This window comes from Desulfotignum balticum DSM 7044 (genome assembly GCF_000421285.1).
Classification (GTDB): Bacteria; Desulfobacterota; Desulfobacteria; order Desulfobacterales; family Desulfobacteraceae; genus Desulfotignum; species Desulfotignum balticum.
In genome coordinates this window covers 4,306,050-4,322,604 of the sequence record NZ_ATWO01000001.1, presented here as the reverse complement: position 1 = coordinate 4,322,604, position 16,555 = coordinate 4,306,050, and the positions used below count along the sequence as shown (strand labels likewise).

12 protein-coding genes are annotated in these 16,555 nt (G+C 54.3%); 3 read left to right on the top strand and 9 right to left on the bottom strand.

The features are described 5' to 3' along the window. Positions 1-65: 65 nt before the first annotated feature. The 3 genes from K365_RS0121645 to K365_RS0121630 all read right to left on the bottom strand — a co-directional run bounded on the left by K365_RS0121645 (position 66) and on the right by K365_RS0121630 (position 6,700). Positions 66-2,786 carry a molybdopterin-dependent aldehyde oxidoreductase gene (locus tag K365_RS0121645; RefSeq protein ID WP_024336276.1) on the bottom strand — a complete coding sequence of 907 codons (2,721 nt, stop codon included), beginning with the start codon at positions 2,784-2,786 and terminating at the stop codon, positions 66-68. Positions 2,787-2,855: 69 nt separating this feature from the next. Continuing rightward, the gene (gene fdhF / locus K365_RS27595; RefSeq protein ID WP_084489968.1) at positions 2,856-5,636 is read right to left on the bottom strand and encodes a formate dehydrogenase subunit alpha; all 2,781 of its coding nucleotides are present in this window, start codon (positions 5,634-5,636) and stop codon (positions 2,856-2,858) included. 167 nt (positions 5,637-5,803) lie between these two features. Then, positions 5,804-6,700, bottom strand: coding sequence for a LysR family transcriptional regulator (locus K365_RS0121630; protein ID WP_024336273.1), 897 nt, complete (start codon positions 6,698-6,700; stop codon positions 5,804-5,806). A gap of 133 nt (positions 6,701-6,833) precedes the next feature. Between K365_RS0121630 and amaB the strand changes: the two genes are divergently transcribed. From amaB to K365_RS0121615, 3 genes are all read left to right on the top strand, one after another. Further along, entirely contained in the window at positions 6,834-8,396 is a 1,563-nt protein-coding gene (amaB, locus tag K365_RS0121625; protein WP_024336272.1) for an L-piperidine-6-carboxylate dehydrogenase, read from the top strand. Further along, complete coding sequence (gene pruA / locus K365_RS0121620; protein ID WP_024336271.1) at positions 8,393-10,042, top strand: L-glutamate gamma-semialdehyde dehydrogenase; 1,650 nt, start codon at positions 8,393-8,395, stop codon at positions 10,040-10,042. Before amaB ends, pruA begins: the two co-directional genes overlap by 4 nt. A gap of 117 nt (positions 10,043-10,159) precedes the next feature. Next, complete coding sequence (locus tag K365_RS0121615; protein ID WP_051147890.1) at positions 10,160-10,990, top strand: DUF364 domain-containing protein; 831 nt, start codon at positions 10,160-10,162, stop codon at positions 10,988-10,990. A gap of 81 nt (positions 10,991-11,071) precedes the next feature. Here K365_RS0121615 and K365_RS0121610 read toward each other — a convergent pair whose 3' ends face one another. The 6 genes from K365_RS0121610 to K365_RS0121585 form a co-directional block, all read right to left on the bottom strand. Continuing rightward, the gene (locus K365_RS0121610; protein WP_024336269.1) at positions 11,072-12,130 is read right to left on the bottom strand and encodes an ABC transporter ATP-binding protein; all 1,059 of its coding nucleotides are present in this window, start codon (positions 12,128-12,130) and stop codon (positions 11,072-11,074) included. Further along, positions 12,127-12,870 carry an ABC transporter permease gene (locus K365_RS0121605; RefSeq protein ID WP_245569237.1) on the bottom strand — a complete coding sequence of 248 codons (744 nt, stop codon included), beginning with the start codon at positions 12,868-12,870 and terminating at the stop codon, positions 12,127-12,129. The genes K365_RS0121610 and K365_RS0121605 overlap by 4 nt, the downstream gene beginning before the upstream one ends. A 26-nt stretch (positions 12,871-12,896) precedes the next feature. Continuing rightward, a complete protein-coding gene (modA, locus tag K365_RS0121600; protein ID WP_024336267.1) occupies positions 12,897-13,658 on the bottom strand; it encodes a molybdate ABC transporter substrate-binding protein in 762 nt (253 codons plus the stop codon). A gap of 96 nt (positions 13,659-13,754) precedes the next feature. Further along, positions 13,755-14,624, bottom strand: coding sequence for an ABC transporter substrate-binding protein (locus K365_RS28920; RefSeq protein ID WP_024336266.1), 870 nt, complete (start codon positions 14,622-14,624; stop codon positions 13,755-13,757). A 227-nt stretch (positions 14,625-14,851) separates the two neighbouring features. Then, entirely contained in the window at positions 14,852-15,943 is a 1,092-nt protein-coding gene (locus K365_RS0121590) for a molybdopterin molybdotransferase MoeA (RefSeq protein WP_024336265.1), read from the bottom strand. A 15-nt stretch (positions 15,944-15,958) separates the two neighbouring features. Next, positions 15,959-16,549, bottom strand: a complete 591-nt coding sequence (locus K365_RS0121585; protein WP_024336264.1) for a 2Fe-2S iron-sulfur cluster-binding protein — start codon at positions 16,547-16,549, stop codon at positions 15,959-15,961. Between the last annotated feature and the right edge of the window lie 6 nt (positions 16,550-16,555).

Sequence of the window (16,555 nt, the reverse complement as noted above, 5' to 3'; positions counted from 1 at the left end):
GGGGATGGTGCCCGGGGAACAGGGGACCGGACGTTCGGTTCCGCCCTCCCCGGGCCGGTTGAGAATTACATTTTTTTCAGTTCTGCCAGTACTTTGTCCGGCGTGGCCGGCAGGCGTTTGATCCGGACTTTGCAGGCATTGTATATGGCGTTGATAATCGCGGCATGGGGGGATGTCAGCGGCAGTTCACCCACACCGGCCGCCCCGAAGGGACCGTGTTCCCGGGGAGATTCCACATACATCAGCTCGATGTCGTCGGGAATGGCCTTGATATAGGGGAATCCGGCCCCTATCATGGTGGAATGCTTTTTGATGTCCTCATAATCTTCGAACAAGGCCAGACCGATGCCCTGGGCCAACCCGCCGTACATCTGGCCGTCCACGGTGAGCCGGTTGTTGATTTTACCCACATCCGCCACCGCCGTCATCTTTTCGACCCGGGTTTTACCTGTGGCGGTCTCCACGCAGACCTGTGCCATGAACACCCCGTACATATAGACGGCAAACGGATTGCCCTGGGCATTTTCGTCACAGTTGGCGGCCGGGGCCGTCCAGGAGCCGGTGTATTCAAGGGGGATGTTTTCCTGTTTCATTTCGTCATGGGAACGGAAACTGCCGTCGCTTTTGCGCATCGCGCCCATAAGCATTTCACAGGCCGCCTTGATGGCCTGGCCCGTGACCACCTGGGACCGGCTGCCGCCGGCAGGGCCGCTGTCCGGCACCCGGGAGGTGTCGTTCATGACCAGGTGGATGTTTTCAGGGGAAATCCCTAACGGCCGCAGGGCTTCATGGGCGGTTCCCAAAGATCCGCTGTCCGCGCCCTGGCCGTGATCTTCCCAGGAATTGAACACAGTCACGCTGTTGTCCGGGTTCAGACAGACCTTGACCTGGGAGCTGTCCGGCCCGTCCAGGCCGCACCCGTAAACCCCCACGGACAGCCCCACCCCGTATTTGAACGCATCGTTGCTGGCCTGTTGGGCCGCTTTTTTTGCCGCTTCATATTTGGGCCTGAGTTTTTCAAACATTTCCGGCAGACTCAAGCTTTCCGGCACGGAACCGGTGGGAGAGGTGGAACCTTTCCGGTACACGTTTTTCAGCCGCAGGTCAAAAGGATCCATGCCCAGTTTTTCAGCCAGCATGTCCATGAGCACTTCCGAGGCGAATTCGCTCTGGGGGGAGCCATAGGCCCGGAAGGCCGATCCCCAGGCATGGTTGGTGCATACGGTCCGGCCTTCTCCCCGGATCCGGGGAATATGGTATCCGGCCCCGATAAACTGGGCCCCGCGCAGGGTGACCAGGTCCCCGAATTCGGAATAGGGACCGTGGTCAACCGTCCAGTCACTTTCCATGCCCTGGAGTGTGCCGTCCTTGTCTGCGGCGAAACGCAGATTGATGAAAAACGGGGACCGTTTGCCCGTATAGGTCTGCTGCTGGTACCAGGTATAGTTCAAAAACACGGGTTTGCCCGTGGCCAGGGCCGCAACGCCCAGCAGCGCTTCCATGGTGGGGGAAAACTTGTACCCGAATGTGCCGCCGGCAGGGTTCTGGACCAGAATGAGTTTTTCCGGTTCAATGCCGATGCCCGGGGCGATCATGGCATGGTGCAGGAACAGGCCGATGGATTTGGAATGGATAGTCAGGCGGCCTTCCTCGCCCGGATAGGCAAATCCCACATCCGGTTCGATGGGCATATGGGGCTGCCGTCCCACATAGAAATCATCTTCCACCACCACATCGGCGTCGTTGAAACAGGGGCCGGTATCCTCCCCTTTCTGGATTTTCTGGATATAATAGACATTGGGTGTGCCCGGATGGATCTCCATGGCATCGTCAGCCATGGCCGCGGGCGCACTCATGTATTCCGGCAGCGGTTCCAGGTCCACCACCACTTTTTCCGCCGCAGCCCGGGCGTTTTCAATGGTATCGGCACATACGATGGCAATGGCATCCCCGAACTGGAACACTTTTTCATCACATAAAATCGGGCGGTCCCAGCCGTCTCCCTTGTTGGAGGGAAAGGTGATCAAGCCGGTGATCCGGTTTTTGCCCGGGACGTCCTTGTGGGTGACCACTTTGTAGACACCGGGCATTTTTTCCGCTTCCGAGGTGTCGATGCCTTTGATGTTGGCATGGGACACCCGGGCCTGGACCAGTGCCAGGTGCAGGGTTTCCGCCGGCATTTTGATTCCCAGGTCCGCCCCGTAATCACAGGTGCCGGTCACCTTTGCCAGGGCCGTGGGCCGGGGGTATTTGGAACCCCATATCCGGCCGTCCTCCGGCAGTTTGAACGACAGTTCCTCCGGGGCCATCTGCTTGTTCATCACTTTGGCCGCATCCATGACCGCATCCACAAGGGGTTTGTAACCGGTGCACCGGCAGGCGTTTTTGTGTTTCTGGAACCAGTCTCTCACCTCCTCCCGGGAGGGATCCGGGGTTTCATCGAGCAGGGCTTTGCTGGAAACAATGAAGCCGGGGGAGCAGAATCCGCACTGTGCCCCGCCGTGAACCATCCAGGAAGCCTGGAGGGGGTGCAGGTTGTCCGGGGTGCCGACCCCTTCGATGGTCGTTATTTTGGCATCATCCGGCACCCGTTTCATTTTTGTGATACAGGACCGCACCAGTTTGTCGTTGAGGATCACATTGCAGGCACCACACTGGCCTTCCCCGCACCCCACCTTGACGCCCGTGAGGAACAGGCTTTCCCGGAGCACGGTGGACAGCCGGTCCTCTTCATTGACGATCAGGGTTCTGGGGACACTGTTAATAATAAGATTTTTTTTGATCATGCGTCTCTCCTTTTTAAATTTTGTTAACCGTGCAATCCGACGACAGAACCCGGAACAGCCATTGGAAAATCAGGCGATTTTCTCAAGGGCCACGGCACAGGCCTTGTATTCAGCCGTCAAGGTATCCGGATCATAGGCCGGGTTGGTGAGCCAGTTGGCATTGCCGTCTCTGAAATGAAACGCCATCCAGACCATGCCTTCCGGCATTTCATGGGTGATCCGGGCCTTGACCGTGACCTCGCCTCTCCTGGATTTGACCCGGATCATTTCATCCTGCTCAATGTTGAGTTTTTCAGCATCGGCAAATGAAATGTCCGCGGTCTCTTCTCCGAGCATGTCGTTGAGGCCTACACAATTGCCGGTCTGGGTCCGGGTATGGTAGTGGTACAGCCGCCGTCCCGTGCTCAGGACAAACGGATAATCGTCATCCGGAACCTCGGCGGCAGGGGTCCATTCCACGGGCATGAAACTGCCCTTGCCCTTGGTGAACCGTCCTTCCAGGTGCAGGATCGGAGTCCCGGGGTGAGATTCCGTGGGGCAGGGCCACTGGAGACCGTCCTGTTCAATCCGGTGATATTTGATCCCGGCCAGATTGGGGGCCAGGACCGAGATTTCATTGTCCCACAGGTCTTTGGCGCTGTCGGATTCCCAGGTGTGTCCCATGCGGCGGGCGATCTCCCGAAAAATCCACCAGTTGGGTTTGGCCTCCCCCGGTGCCGGACTGGCGGTGCGCACCCGGCTGACCCGGCGCTCGCTGTTGGTGAACGTGCCGTCATTTTCGCTCCAGGCCGCTGCCGGCAGCACCACATGGGCGAACCGGGTGGTTTCGTTTTCAAAAATGTCCTGGACCACCAGAAACTCGGCCGATGCCAGTTCATGCTCCACCTTGCGGATATCCGGTTCCGTGTTGGCCAGGTTTTCCCCGAAAATGTAGAAGCCCCGGACCGTCTTGTCCACCAGGCCTTCCATCATCTCGGGAATCATCAGTCCGGTTTTTTCCGGCAGGTGGTCCACGCCCCAGGCTTTTTCAAATTTTTGTCGCAACGACAGGTCTCCCACCGGCTGATACCCGGGGAACACGTTGGGCAGGGCTCCCATGTCGCAGGCTCCCTGGACATTGTTCTGGCCCCGCAGCGGGTTCACCCCGCCGCAGGGAACGCCCATGTTGCCTAAAAGCATCTGGAGGTTGGCAATGGACATGACATTGTTTTTGCCGCAGGTGTGTTCGGTGATGCCTAAGGTGTAGCAGACCATCACCGGTTTGACCGAGGCCAGAAGCCGGGCCGTCTGTCGAATCAGTTCCGGATTAATGCCGCTGATCTCTCCGGCTTTTTCCGGCGGGTAGGCCTCAACGGTCTTTTTCAGGGTGTCAAATCCATCACAGCAGGTCTCCACGAACGCATGGTCATACAGGTCTTCTTTGATCAGGACATGCATGAGTCCGTTGAGCAGGGCGATGTCACTGCCCACCTTCAGGGGCAGGTGAGTATGGGCGAAATCCACCAGTTTGTGTTTCCTGGGGTCTGCCACAATCAGGGTAGCGCCTTTTTGGACCGCATTTTTCAAAAAAGTGGCGGCCACAGGGTGGGCCTCGGTCATGTTGGACCCGACCACCAGAAACATTTTGGCTTTTTCAAATTCGTTGAAAGAGTTGGTCATGGCCCCGGAGCCGAAAGAGGTCGCCAGACCGGCGACAGTCGGCGCATGTCAAGTTCGCGCACAATGATCGATATTGTTGGTCTTGAATACGGCCCGGAATAGTTTCTGCATCTGATAGGAATCTTCGTTGATGCTCCTGGCGCAGCTGACTCCGGCCAGGGCATCCGGCCCGCTCTCGTCGATGATCCGGGTGAATGTGTCCGCCACCAGGGTCAGTGCTTCATCCCAGGAGGCTTCACGGAACCCGTCTTTTTCCCGTATCAGCGGTGTTTTCAGCCGTTTGTCCGAATAGATGAAATCATATCCGAACCGGCCCTTGACACACAGTCGTCCCTGGTTGGGGGCCCCATCCTCGACACCCGTGACCTTGACAATGGTGTCATCTTTAACATGCAGCAGCTGCTGGCACCCCACCCCGCAGTAAGGGCAGGTGGTGCGGATTTTTGTCACTTCCCAGGGCCGCCCTTTGCCCAAGGCTTTTTTCTCCACCAAAGCCCCCACCGGGCACACCTGGACACATTCACCGCAGAACACGCAGGCGGAGTTCATCAAGGTGGTTCCGGTGCCGGCGATAATCTGTTCTTTGGTGCCGCGGAAACCGAAATCAATGGCCTGGTTCACCTGGACCTCGTTGCAGGCGGCCACGCACCGGCCGCACAGAATGCACCGGGACATATCCCTTATGATGAACGGGTTGTCCTCTTCAATGGGGAGCTTGACCGCTTCCCGGTGCCGGCCGCTGACCCGTCCCTTGACCTGGTACCGGTAGGCCAGGGTCTGGAGTTCGCAATCGCCCCACACCGGGCAGAGTTCTTCCTTTTGATCGTTTTCCATGGCCGCGATCTGGAAATCGGTCCAGGATTCATCCCCCCGGGCGCCGATATCGCAATTGTGATTCCCGGAATCCAGCATCAACCCGATGTAAAATTTCCGGTACGCCACGATCTTCGGCGATTCCGTATGCACGGTCATGCCGTTTTTTGCCGGTGCGCTGCACGAGGAGACAATCTTTCTTCCCCAGGATTCTTCCAGTTCCACAATGCATACGCGGCAGGCTCCGGTGGGCCGGGTGCCTTTCAAATGGCAGAGATTGGGGATGTCAATAAGGTTCTGCTGCGCTACTTCCAGGATGGTCTGGCCGGGTTCGAAGTCATAGGCGTGGCCGTTGATGGTGATGCGGTTCTGCTCCATGGTGAGTCCTCTTTGGTTTTTTCCCGTTGTTTTCTGTTATTCGGTTTCCTGTGCAAATTCAAATAACGCTGTATCACAGGAGATTCGTTGTGTCAATGATAGCATATCGAATATGCATTGCCCTTTGCCGGTTTCCGGTGTTGATGGGTTGGGCGGGTGTCGGCCGGTTACTGAAAAATATTTTTCAGCGGGGCCAGGTGGGTGAGATAGGTGATCAACTGCTGATTTTTTTTAAACCCCAGCCGTTCTTTTTTGATAAAAATATGGAAATCATCCGCCGCAGGGGTGATATGGGGGAAAGGGTCCATGAGAATGTTTTGGTTCAGTTCCTCCATCACGGTGTACCTGGGGACAAATCCGATGCCCAGGCCGGAGATGGCACCGTTGATAATGCCCCGGATATGGTTGATCTGCATCACCTGTTTCAGACAATCCTGTTTGTCCGAAGGGACGGCGCGGATAAAATTCCGCCACCAGTCAAGGTCCTTGTCCATGGAAAGAATGCGCACCCGGGCCAGATCATCCAGACAGGTGATCCGGTTTTTTCGAATGAATTCCGGGGCTGCAATGGTGACGTATTGCTCTTTAAACAGCTGGATTTTTTCAAGGTTTTCCACTGTGTGCGGTTTACAGTCAATGATCAGGTCCACAGTATCCTGGAGCAGGGGTTCCAGCAGGTGATGGGAGAACAGAAAATCGATGTGAAGTTCCGGGAACCGGTCCAGAAACGCGTTGATATGGTTGATCAGAATGGTGGTGCCGAACTCCACAGTGGCTCCCACACGGATGGTGAGGGGGGTCTGTTTTTTCAGCCCGGCCAGGTCCTGGTCGGTTTTTTCCAGTTCATAAAAAATTTTTTCACAGGATCGGAACAGGATTTTCCCGGCATCGGTCAGGGTCAGGTCTCTGCTTTTTCGGTCGATTAACGCAGCATCAATGGAAGTTTCCAGTTTTTTGATGGCATGGCTGACCGCGCTCTGGGTGATGTGAAGATGAGCAGCGGTTCGGGTGAAATTCCGGATCTTTGCCAGGGTGAAAAAGGTTTTCAGATGATACAGATCCATACAAATCCCTTATTATCTATATCGTTCATGTTAAATATAAATATTATGAATTTTACTATTAACACGATCGTTATTATATTACAATCAATGATCGAAAAAATGTAACCGCAACTTTTGATGAAGAGGATGATCCATGGACACACACACCATTGACAGCATTTTACAGGATCTGGCCATTGAGCCGGTCAATTACGGCGCCACCACCGGATCGACCCAAGGCCGGATCCATACCCTTGGCAAGGAACTGGTATCGGTTTCGCCGGCCACGGGCCGACCCATCGCCAGTGTGATACAGGCCCAGGCCCACGATTATGAAGCCGTGGTCAGCCGGGCCCATGCCGCGTTTGAAAAGTTCCGGCTGATGCCGGCACCCCGCCGGGGGGAGATCGTCCGGGAGATCGGAAATGCCCTGCGGGAGAAAAAGCAGAGCTTAGGCGCCCTGATCAGCCTGGAGACCGGAAAGATCCGGGCCGAAGGCGAAGGTGAAGTTCAGGAGATGATCGATATCGCGGATTTTGCCGTGGGACTGAGCCGCCAGCTGTATGGGTTGACCATGCACAGTGAAAGACCGTCCCACCGCATGTATGAGCAGTGGCATCCCCTGGGGATCGTGGGCATTATCACGGCATTCAATTTCCCGGCCGCGGTCTGGTCCTGGAATGCCCTGCTGGCCGTTGTGTGCGGAGATGCCGTTCTGTTCAAGCCCAGCTCCAAAGCCCCGCTCACGGCCATTGCCATCCAGAACATCATCGCCCCGGTGGTGGACAAGTATGACATAGACGGGGTGTTCAACCTGGTGATCGGAAACCGGACCGATGTGGGGGATGTTATGCTCCGGGACACGCGGGTTCCTTTGATCAGCGCCACGGGCAGCACAGCCATGGGCAAAAAAGTAGCCACTGCCGTGGCAGCCCGCCTGGGCCGGTCCCTGCTGGAACTGGGGGGCAACAACGCCATCATCGTTACCGAAGACGGTGATCTGGATATGGCGCTGCGGGCCACTCTTTTTGGGGCCGTGGGCACGGCCGGACAGCGGTGCACCTCCACCCGGCGCATCATCATTCACAACAGTATCAAAGAGACATTCGTCAAAAAACTGGTTTATGCCTACGAGCAGATCCGGATCGGCGATCCCATGGACCCGGAAACGCTGATGGGACCGTTGATCGACGATACGGCCAGACAGGCCATGATGCAGGCCATTGAAGCGGTCAAAAACCAGGGCGGCACCGTGGTGTACGGCGGCACCCCCCTGACGGTGGAAGGTTTTGAAAATGGCAGTTTTGTCACCCCGGCCATTGTGGAAGCGGAAAATCACTATCCCATCGTGCAGGAAGAGACCTTTGCCCCGATTCTGTATATCATCGGGTATGATACCTTTGACCAGGCGTTGGCATTGCACAATGACGTGCCCCAGGGACTGTCCAGCGCCGTGTTCACCCGGTCCATCCAGTACCAGGAGCAGTTTCTGTCCCACAGGGGGTCGGACTGCGGCATCGCCAATGTCAATATCGGTACGAGCGGGGCCGAGATCGGCGGCGCGTTCGGCGGTGAAAAAGAGACCGGCGGAGGCCGGGAATCCGGCAGTGATGCCTGGAGAATCTACATGCGCCGCCAGACCAATACCATCAACTGGGGAAACGATCTGCCCCTGGCCCAGGGCATCGTCTTTGACATCAAAGGAGAATCATCATGAGCAAAAGTATCCTGCAATTGCCGGAAATCAAGAACGAACCGGTCAAACAATATGCCCCGGGCAGCCCTGAACGTAAACTGCTCAAAGCGGAACTGGCCCGCCAGCTGGAAACCGTTCAGGATATTCCTTTGATCATTGGAGGCAAAGAAATCCGGACAGATGATCAGAAAAAGGGGGTCTGCCCCCATGACCATGCAAAAACACTGGCCGTGTTTTCCAATGCCGGGAAACCGGAAGTGGACATGGCCATCAAAGCGGCGTTGGATGCCAAAAAACAGTGGGAAAACACCCCCTGGCAGGAGCGGGCCGCCATTTTTCTCAAGGCAGCGGACCTGATCTCGCAAAAATATTCGTACCTGCTCAATGCCGCCACCATGCTGGGCCAGTCCAAAACTCCGTTTCAGGCGGAAATCGATGCCACCTGCGAGCTGGCGGATTTTTTCCGGTTCAATGCCAAATACATGGCCGAGATTTACGCGGGCCAGCCGGCTTCTGAAAAAGGGGTCTGGAACCGGCTGGAATACCGGGCCCTGGAAGGGTTCGTATTTGCCCTCAGTCCGTTCAATTTCACGGCCATTGCGGGCAACCTGTGCGGGGCTCCGGCAGTCATGGGCAACACCGTGGTGTGGAAGCCAGCATCCACGGCCGTGCTGTCCGGGTATTACATCATGCAGATCCTTAAGGAAGCAGGTCTCCCCGACGGGGTGATCAATTTTGTGCCGGGCAGAGGATCGGTGATGGGGGCATCCGTGCTGAATCACCCGGATCTGGCCGGGATCCATTTCACCGGGTCCACAAAGGTGTTCAAAACCCTGTGGAAAACCATGGGAAACAACATCGACATGTATAAATCCTATCCCCGGATGGTCGGGGAAACCGGGGGCAAAGACTATATTTTCGTGCACCCGTCGGCCCGGGTGGCACCGGTCGTGGCTGCGGCGGTCCGGGGGGCGTTTGAATACCAGGGCCAGAAATGCAGTGCCGCCTCCCGGATGTACGTTCCGGCATCTTTGTGGGATGAAGTCACTACCGGCATCAAGATTGCCGTGGAGCAGATCACGGTGGGCGATGTGACGGAGTTCCGGCATTTCATGAACGCCCTGATTGACGAGGCCGCGTTCGACAATGCCGCCGGATATACCGACCGGGCAAAAAAATCGGATAAAGCCGATATCCTGGTGGGCGGCCGCGCGGACAAATCCAAAGGCTATTTCATCGATCCCACCGTGATCGTGACCACGGACCCGCATTATGAATCCATGACCGAAGAGATTTTCGGTCCGGTCCTGACCCTGTACAAGTATGAAGATGCCGCCGTTGACGACGCCGTGGCCCTGGTGGACAGCACCTCCCCCTATGCCCTGACCGGTGCCGTGTTCGCCACCGACCGAAAGGCCATTCATGAGCTGACAAAAGCCTTGGCCCACAGTGCCGGCAATTTTTACATCAATGACAAGCCCACGGGTGCGGTGGTGGGGCAGCAGCCATTTGGCGGGGCCCGGGCCAGCGGCACCAATGACAAGGCCGGCAGCATGCTCAACCTGCTGCGCTGGACATCGGTGCGCACCATCAAGGAGAATTTTGTCCCGCCCGAGGAGATTGCCTATCCGTTCATGGAAGAAGATCCCATGGACGATACCAATTAAGACGGGGTGTTCAAAGATTTTTTGAAGACAAAAACGACTGTTCTTCGTTTGCCGATTCTGTTAAAAGATGTCATTTGTCGTTGTGATAATATAAAAATGGTATTTAACGGAGTGAATATGACAATTCTCGAAGAAACCAGAGAACTGGTCCAGGAGAAAATCGGCAGGGACTATGAGGCACTGGTGGTTGAAAAAGCGGTGATCGGACTGTTTTTCACGACGGTCAAGCTGTCCAATGGGGTGGGCGGGATCTGCTATACACCTGCCAAAGAGATTCCGGCCGCGGTCTGCTGCCCCAGCTCCGCCGGCCGGATTTTCAATCCCGAGCACTTGAACGGCATGCCCGTGTCTGAGGCATTGTCCGGGCTGTCTTCTGATGAACCCATCAAAACCGCCCTGTCCATCGCTGTTTTGAACGCCTTGAGCACCCTGTGCCGGCAGAAAGGCATGGCAGGGGATTACAAGATTCTGACAAAGACCGATGCCCAGGATGCAGTGCCCATGCCAAAGGAAAAGTCCGTGGCCGTGGTGGGGGCGTTTGTCCCCACCCTCCAGGCCCTGAAAGCCCGGGGCGGCACCTGGTGGGTGATCGAAAAGAATCCGGAAACCCTGCTGCCCGAGGAGATGCCCCATTATGTTCCGGCGGATCAGTCGCCCGAGGTGATCGGACAGGCCGATATCCTGGTCATCACCGGTGTGACATTGATCAACCACACCCTGGAGGGGATCCTTTCGGCGGCCCGGCCGGATGCGGATATCGCGGTGATGGGACCCACCGCAGGCGGGCTTCCGGACCCGCTGTTTGATCGAGGTGTCCGGGTGGTGGGCGGTGTGGAAGTGACCCACCCGGACAAATTGCTGGAAATAGTCTCTCTGGGCGGTTCCGGATATCATTTTCTGGACCGGTATGCCGACCGGATTGTGACACTGAATCATTCAGCAGTATAAAGATTGCGTGTTCCGGGCTGATCTGGAACACGCAGGATCATCATGAATCTGTGCAGCGCGCCTGTTTCATATGTTATTTTGTTATATAATCCTTACACTGGCGCTCTTGATCAAAGCATAGACGGTATCCCCTGGTTTTAAGCTCAATTGCGCCACCGCATTATTGGTAACCAGTACCCTGAATTTTGTATTTTTGTACCTTAAAAATATCATGGATGTCTTGCCTTCGTTGACAATTTCTTCCAGTTCACTTTTCAGCACATTCTGTACAGAAATCTGCTCGGGGTGATTTTTGCTCAAAATAATATTTTCAGGGCGCAGGGCCACTTTAACTTCCGTTCCCGGCGTTGCCTCGTCAATACTCTGCAGGTTAAAGTCGTCAAAGGAAATCGTGCTCACATCCTTTCCGTTCTTTGCCACAATACCTGTTATAACAGCAGCACCCACAAAATTGGCAATAAATCTGGAGCCCGGGCGGTTGAAAACCTCATCCAGATCTCCGAACTGAAGCATCCTGCCATCCCTGAAAACTGCCACTTTGCTGGCCAGGGACCAGGCATCATCAAGGTCATGGGAGATATGGACCACCGTGGTATTTTTTTTCTCCACTGCCTGCTTGAGCAGTTTTCTTGTCTGCCTGCGGGTCTGGGGGTCCAGGGCGGAAAAAGGCTCGTCCATAAGAAGGAGTTTGGGCTCAACAACAAGGGACCGGGCCAGGGCCACCCGTTGCTGTTCCCCCCCGGAAAGGGTATCTGGTTTGCGGTGGAGGAGGTGATCGATGTGAAGGGACTTCGCCATCTCATTGACCTTTTCCCTGATACGGCCGGGCTTTTCAATTTTTTTCAGACCATAGGCAATATTTTTGTAAACGGTAAAATGGGGAAGAAGCGCGTAATCCTGGTATACAATACCGATGTGGCGTTTTTCAGGCAGCTCTTTGGTGATATCTCGATTCTCCAGGTAAATTTTGCCGCTGTCCGGGGACCAGAATCCGATAATACTCTCCAAGAGAATGGTCTTGCCCGCCCCGGTGGGCCCTATGATCATCAGGTAATCCCCTTTCTCCATGGTTAAAAAAATATTTTTTAGATAAAATTCTCCAAGGTTGATGTGAAGATCTTCAATTCTGAGAAAACTCATAAGCTTGCCTCTGTCTGCTCAAATACAAAAATGGCAGCAAAAGACACAATCATCAATACAATGCCGCTGGTCAGTGCCATTCCCATATTGCCGTATGAAATATTAAGATAAAGGGTGATGGGAAGCACTTCAGTCTGCATATAAGAGCCACCGGCCAGAATTAAAACCGTGCCGAAAGTGCCGATACACCGGGCAAAAGCAATGACCGTGGAGGCAAGAATTCCGTTTCTGGCAAGGGGAAGACTGACATTGAAAAAGGTCTCAAACATCGAATACCCCAGGGATCTTGAAACAAACTCCATCCTTGGATTAATATAATCAAATGTTGATTTCATTATCCTTCCGGCATAGGGCAGGGCTGTAAAAAACTGGGCAACGACAATCCCCTGTTTGGTAAAGACAAAGTTCAGTCCCATGGAATTCAGAATATTGCCGAAAAATTCACTACCGAAGACCAGAAGCAGACAGAGCCCCAGAACCAGTTCAGGAAAAGCAACCGGCAGATCAATAATGGTCTTGACAAACCCCTTTCCCCAGAAATTGAATCTGGATAAGGTGTACCCGATGGGGATTGCAAAAAACATGACCATAAATGTAGAAACAAGCCCGGTAATCATGGAGAGTTTCAGGGAAAACCGCATCTCAGGGCTCCAGATGTTCTGCCGGATATCCTCCCAGGTGGGAACAGCAATAAGCGACCCAATGGCCAGTAAAAGCACGGCGGTGATAAAAATTGTCATACCAATAAAGATAAACTTAAAAGGCTCTACTTTTCTGCACATGAAGAAAATCCCCATTTTTCCCAGATCTCAAGGCCTTCCCTGGATGCAATATATGTGTTGAACTTCAATGCCATTTCTTTGTTGGGGGCATTGGTACACACTGCCGTCGGAATGGTCTTGATCAGATTTTCTTTTTTCGGAATCTGCACCACCTCTATTTTGTCCCTGCCCTCGGCCCAGGAGGTCAGATCTTCCCATATAATGGCGGCATCCACCTGTTTCAGAGCCACGTAGATCAACAACTGGTTAACAGTGGGAGCAAAGGTTTTGATATTCGGCTGAACCGGGTCCCATAAACTGGCTTTTATCAGCATTTTTTTGGCCACCCGGCCGATGGCAGGGGCTTTGGGATCACCGATGGCCACCTTTACACCGGGATTCGCCAGATCGGAAAGTCCTTGTATCCCGGCAGGATTTCCCGCCGGCACCGCAATCACCGGTATATGAAGGACCAGTTTGCGAATGGTGTCCTTGATCACCCAGCCGTTCTTAAGGGCGTCCTGAGTATATTTTTCCGCCCCCGGAATAAGAACGTCGCAGGGCCTTTTGCTTGCCACCATGGCAAAAATTTCTCCGGAACTCCCATAGTGAACCCGGGTTTTCACCCCTTCTTTTTTTTCAAACGACTGCACCAGCTCTTCCATGGGTTTGATCAGTCCGGCCCCGCTTAGAATCGTCAGTTCAGCGGCCAATCCCTGTCCTGCAGTAATAATAAGAAATAAAATCAAAATCAAAAATTGTTTCATAATCACTCCTTATGACGGTCGATATCAGTTTGTTAATTGTTCCGGGTGATTCATAAAAGATGCCCATTTGGCCTTCTGATCCAGCCTTGCCGGGTTTCAATGAACAAATTGCCGGGCGTATTTTGCATCGTTATACATGGCTTCACCATAAAGATCCTTACCGTAATCCCGGATAATGTGCTGCCCTTGCTCTGATCCTACAAAATCAATGAACTTGGAGGCAATTCCCGGATATTTTCCCCGGCCTTCGGGCTGGCACAGGGCATGGTAGGTGTTGATCAGGAACGGGTCGCCTTTAAACAGTACTGCGAGATTGGAAAGGTCTTTTTTGCCGGCCACCCAGGTGGAGGAATCGGTCATGAAATACCCCTTGACCGCATCGGCTTTTTTTAACGTGGCCATCATGAAATCCTTGGTGATCATATACCCGTCCGATCCGGGCTCGATGCCGGCCTGCTCCCAGATGGCCATCTCTTTTTTATGGGTCCCGGAATTATCCCCCCGGGACAAAAACGGTGCATTTGCCTTTGCGATTCTGGCATACGCATCTGCCGCACTGGCAGCTTCGGCAATGCCGGCCGGATCATTTTCGGGACCCACGATATAGAATTCATTGGATCCGATCAATGTGCGCTTGATGGCCCATCCATCAGCCACAGCCTGCTTTTCCGCGGCCGGGGCATGGACCATGACCACATCTACCTGCTGATCCTTGAGAAGGCTCAAAGATTTGCCCGATCCGGCCTTGACCCAGCACATGGCCGTGTCATTCCGGGCATTGAAGGCATCGGCCAGTTCTTCCAGCATGCCCAGCTCACCCGGACTGCCGGTGGCCAGTTTGAAGATGGTCTCACTGTCTCCAAAAGTCGCTTTGCAGTCCGCGGCCCAGCCGGAACCATTCATTGCCGCCAATACCAGCACACAGCTGATAAAAATTCCTATCGCTTTATTTTTGAACCTATCCATACTGTTTTCCTCTTTAGTTTGAGTTTATGGATGAAACGCTTTAATTCCAAGAGTTTCTTGTAATAATTTGGTTGTTTATTGTCAATGTTTAAGCGTTTTAAACTGTTTGATTGCTTAAATGACCTCATATGTACCAGCAAGCTCTATTTTCCCCCACCGGAGTTGAATTGACGTGATCCTGATGGCATGGTGCGATTTCACCGGGAAAATGATTCTGAAACGGATTGTCAGGATGTCTTCCCCAGAAGCACATGAGGGGCGCGGCCTTTTCTTTCAGCAGATTTGGCGTTTCGCTCGGAAAATGTGTCAATGCCTGAGAAATGGCCGTTCAACCGGCAATACACCTTGAACACATCCGGGTGTCCCATCATTTTGTACAATGCCGGCTTGACCAGCTGATCAAAGGAAAGCATGGATGCATAGGGATTTCCCGGCAGGCTGAAAAACAGGGTATGGCCCCGGGTTCCGAACAGTGTGGGTTTGCCGGGTTTTTCGGAACGGTTGGAAAACCGAATATTGACGTCCATGTCTTGAAAGGTTTGATGGATTAAGTCATATTTTCCTTTGGACGACCCCCCGGACGTAATGATGGCATCGGCGTGACAGGCATCATCCAGTATGGCCTGCAATGCCTCGATGTCGTCTTTGACAATCCCCATGCACAGGGGCGTTCCCCCTGTTTCCTTCACCTGTGCGGCCAGAGCGTAGAGATTGGAACTCATGGCCTTGAACGAGGTATAGGGTTCATGGAAATCCGACAGTTCATCGCCTGTGGAGACAATCGCCACCAACGGCTTTCGGTGAACCGACACATAGGCCCGTCTCAGGCTTGCCAGGACACCGATTTCAAGGGGATTGAGCACAGTGCCCGCATGAAGGATTACATCCCCTTTCTGCATCGATTCCCCCCGGAACCGGATGCCTTCCCCATAACCGGGCCGGCGGATACAGATGAGGGCACCCGCTTCTTCAATGGCATCTTCCTGTTTGATGATTGTATCCGCTCCGTCCGGAATCAGGGCCCCGGTCGTGATGCGGATGGCCTGGTTTTCATTGACCGTTCTGTCATAGGGGCTGCCGGCCCGGGATTCTCCGGCGATCCAAATGGGGTGAGTGTTGGGTGAAGCACCTGGGAAGAGGTCCGCGTACCGGACGGCATATCCGTCCAGGGCGGATATGTCGGCTGCCGGTAATGCTTCCATGGCAGTGATATCCTGCACCAGCACCCGTTTCAAGGCGTCCAGAACCGGGACGCTTTCTTTGCCCAGAACCGGGGTGGATTTCAATATCAGGTGTTGTGCCTTTTTCAGGTCGGTCATGGAACCCCCCTTCGGTCAGGATGTTGAACACGTCATGGCCTGGGCATAGACAAATGCGGCCTGGAGATAGGAGGTGGGGCACAAAGGAAAGCACGCCTTGCAGTCATTGCAGTATTGGGCCGCAATTTCCGGTACAAAACTGATCTCTTTGTTGATGCCCCGGTCCACGAATCCGATGGCATTTTTGCCGGCCACTTCCGCACAATACCGCACGCACAGGCCGCAATGGATGCAAAAAGAAGGATCGCTTTCATACCGGTTGGGGTCTGCCCCGTAAACTTTTGCCAGTTCTACCAACTGAGGCGCATCCGGTGCATGGGCCATGAGCAGCTCAAGGATCGTTTTACGCAGCCGGTCCACTTTTTCAGACCGGGTTCTGACAATGATGCCGCCGGCTGCCGGGAATACGCAGGACACCACATACTTGGTCCAGCCCCGGTCCTCCACTTCCACGATACACAGCCGGCAACCGCCGAACGGCTCCAGTTTTTCATGATGGCACAAAGTGGGGATATATATCCCGTGTTTCCGGGCCACTTCCAGAACAGTCATGCCCGGAACCGCTGTCACGGTCTGTCCATCGATTTCAAATTGTATATCACCCATGATGGC

Coding starts and splice junctions, on each gene's coding strand:
- amaB (WP_024336272.1), top strand. CDS start 6,834: ATGGACACACACACCATTGACAGCATTTTACAGGATCTGGCCATTGAG.
- K365_RS28920 (WP_024336266.1), bottom strand. CDS start 14,624: ATGGATAGGTTCAAAAATAAAGCGATAGGAATTTTTATCAGCTGTGTG.
- pruA (WP_024336271.1), top strand. CDS start 8,393: ATGAGCAAAAGTATCCTGCAATTGCCGGAAATCAAGAACGAACCGGTC.
- modA (WP_024336267.1), bottom strand. CDS start 13,658: ATGAAACAATTTTTGATTTTGATTTTATTTCTTATTATTACTGCAGGA.
- K365_RS0121585 (WP_024336264.1), bottom strand. CDS start 16,549: ATGGGTGATATACAATTTGAAATCGATGGACAGACCGTGACAGCGGTT.
- K365_RS0121645 (WP_024336276.1), bottom strand. CDS start 2,786: ATGATCAAAAAAAATCTTATTATTAACAGTGTCCCCAGAACCCTGATC.
- K365_RS0121605 (WP_245569237.1), bottom strand. CDS start 12,870: ATGACAATTTTTATCACCGCCGTGCTTTTACTGGCCATTGGGTCGCTT.
- K365_RS0121590 (WP_024336265.1), bottom strand. CDS start 15,943: ATGACCGACCTGAAAAAGGCACAACACCTGATATTGAAATCCACCCCG.
- K365_RS0121630 (WP_024336273.1), bottom strand. CDS start 6,700: ATGGATCTGTATCATCTGAAAACCTTTTTCACCCTGGCAAAGATCCGG.
- K365_RS0121610 (WP_024336269.1), bottom strand. CDS start 12,130: ATGAGTTTTCTCAGAATTGAAGATCTTCACATCAACCTTGGAGAATTT.
- K365_RS0121615 (WP_051147890.1), top strand. CDS start 10,160: ATGACAATTCTCGAAGAAACCAGAGAACTGGTCCAGGAGAAAATCGGC.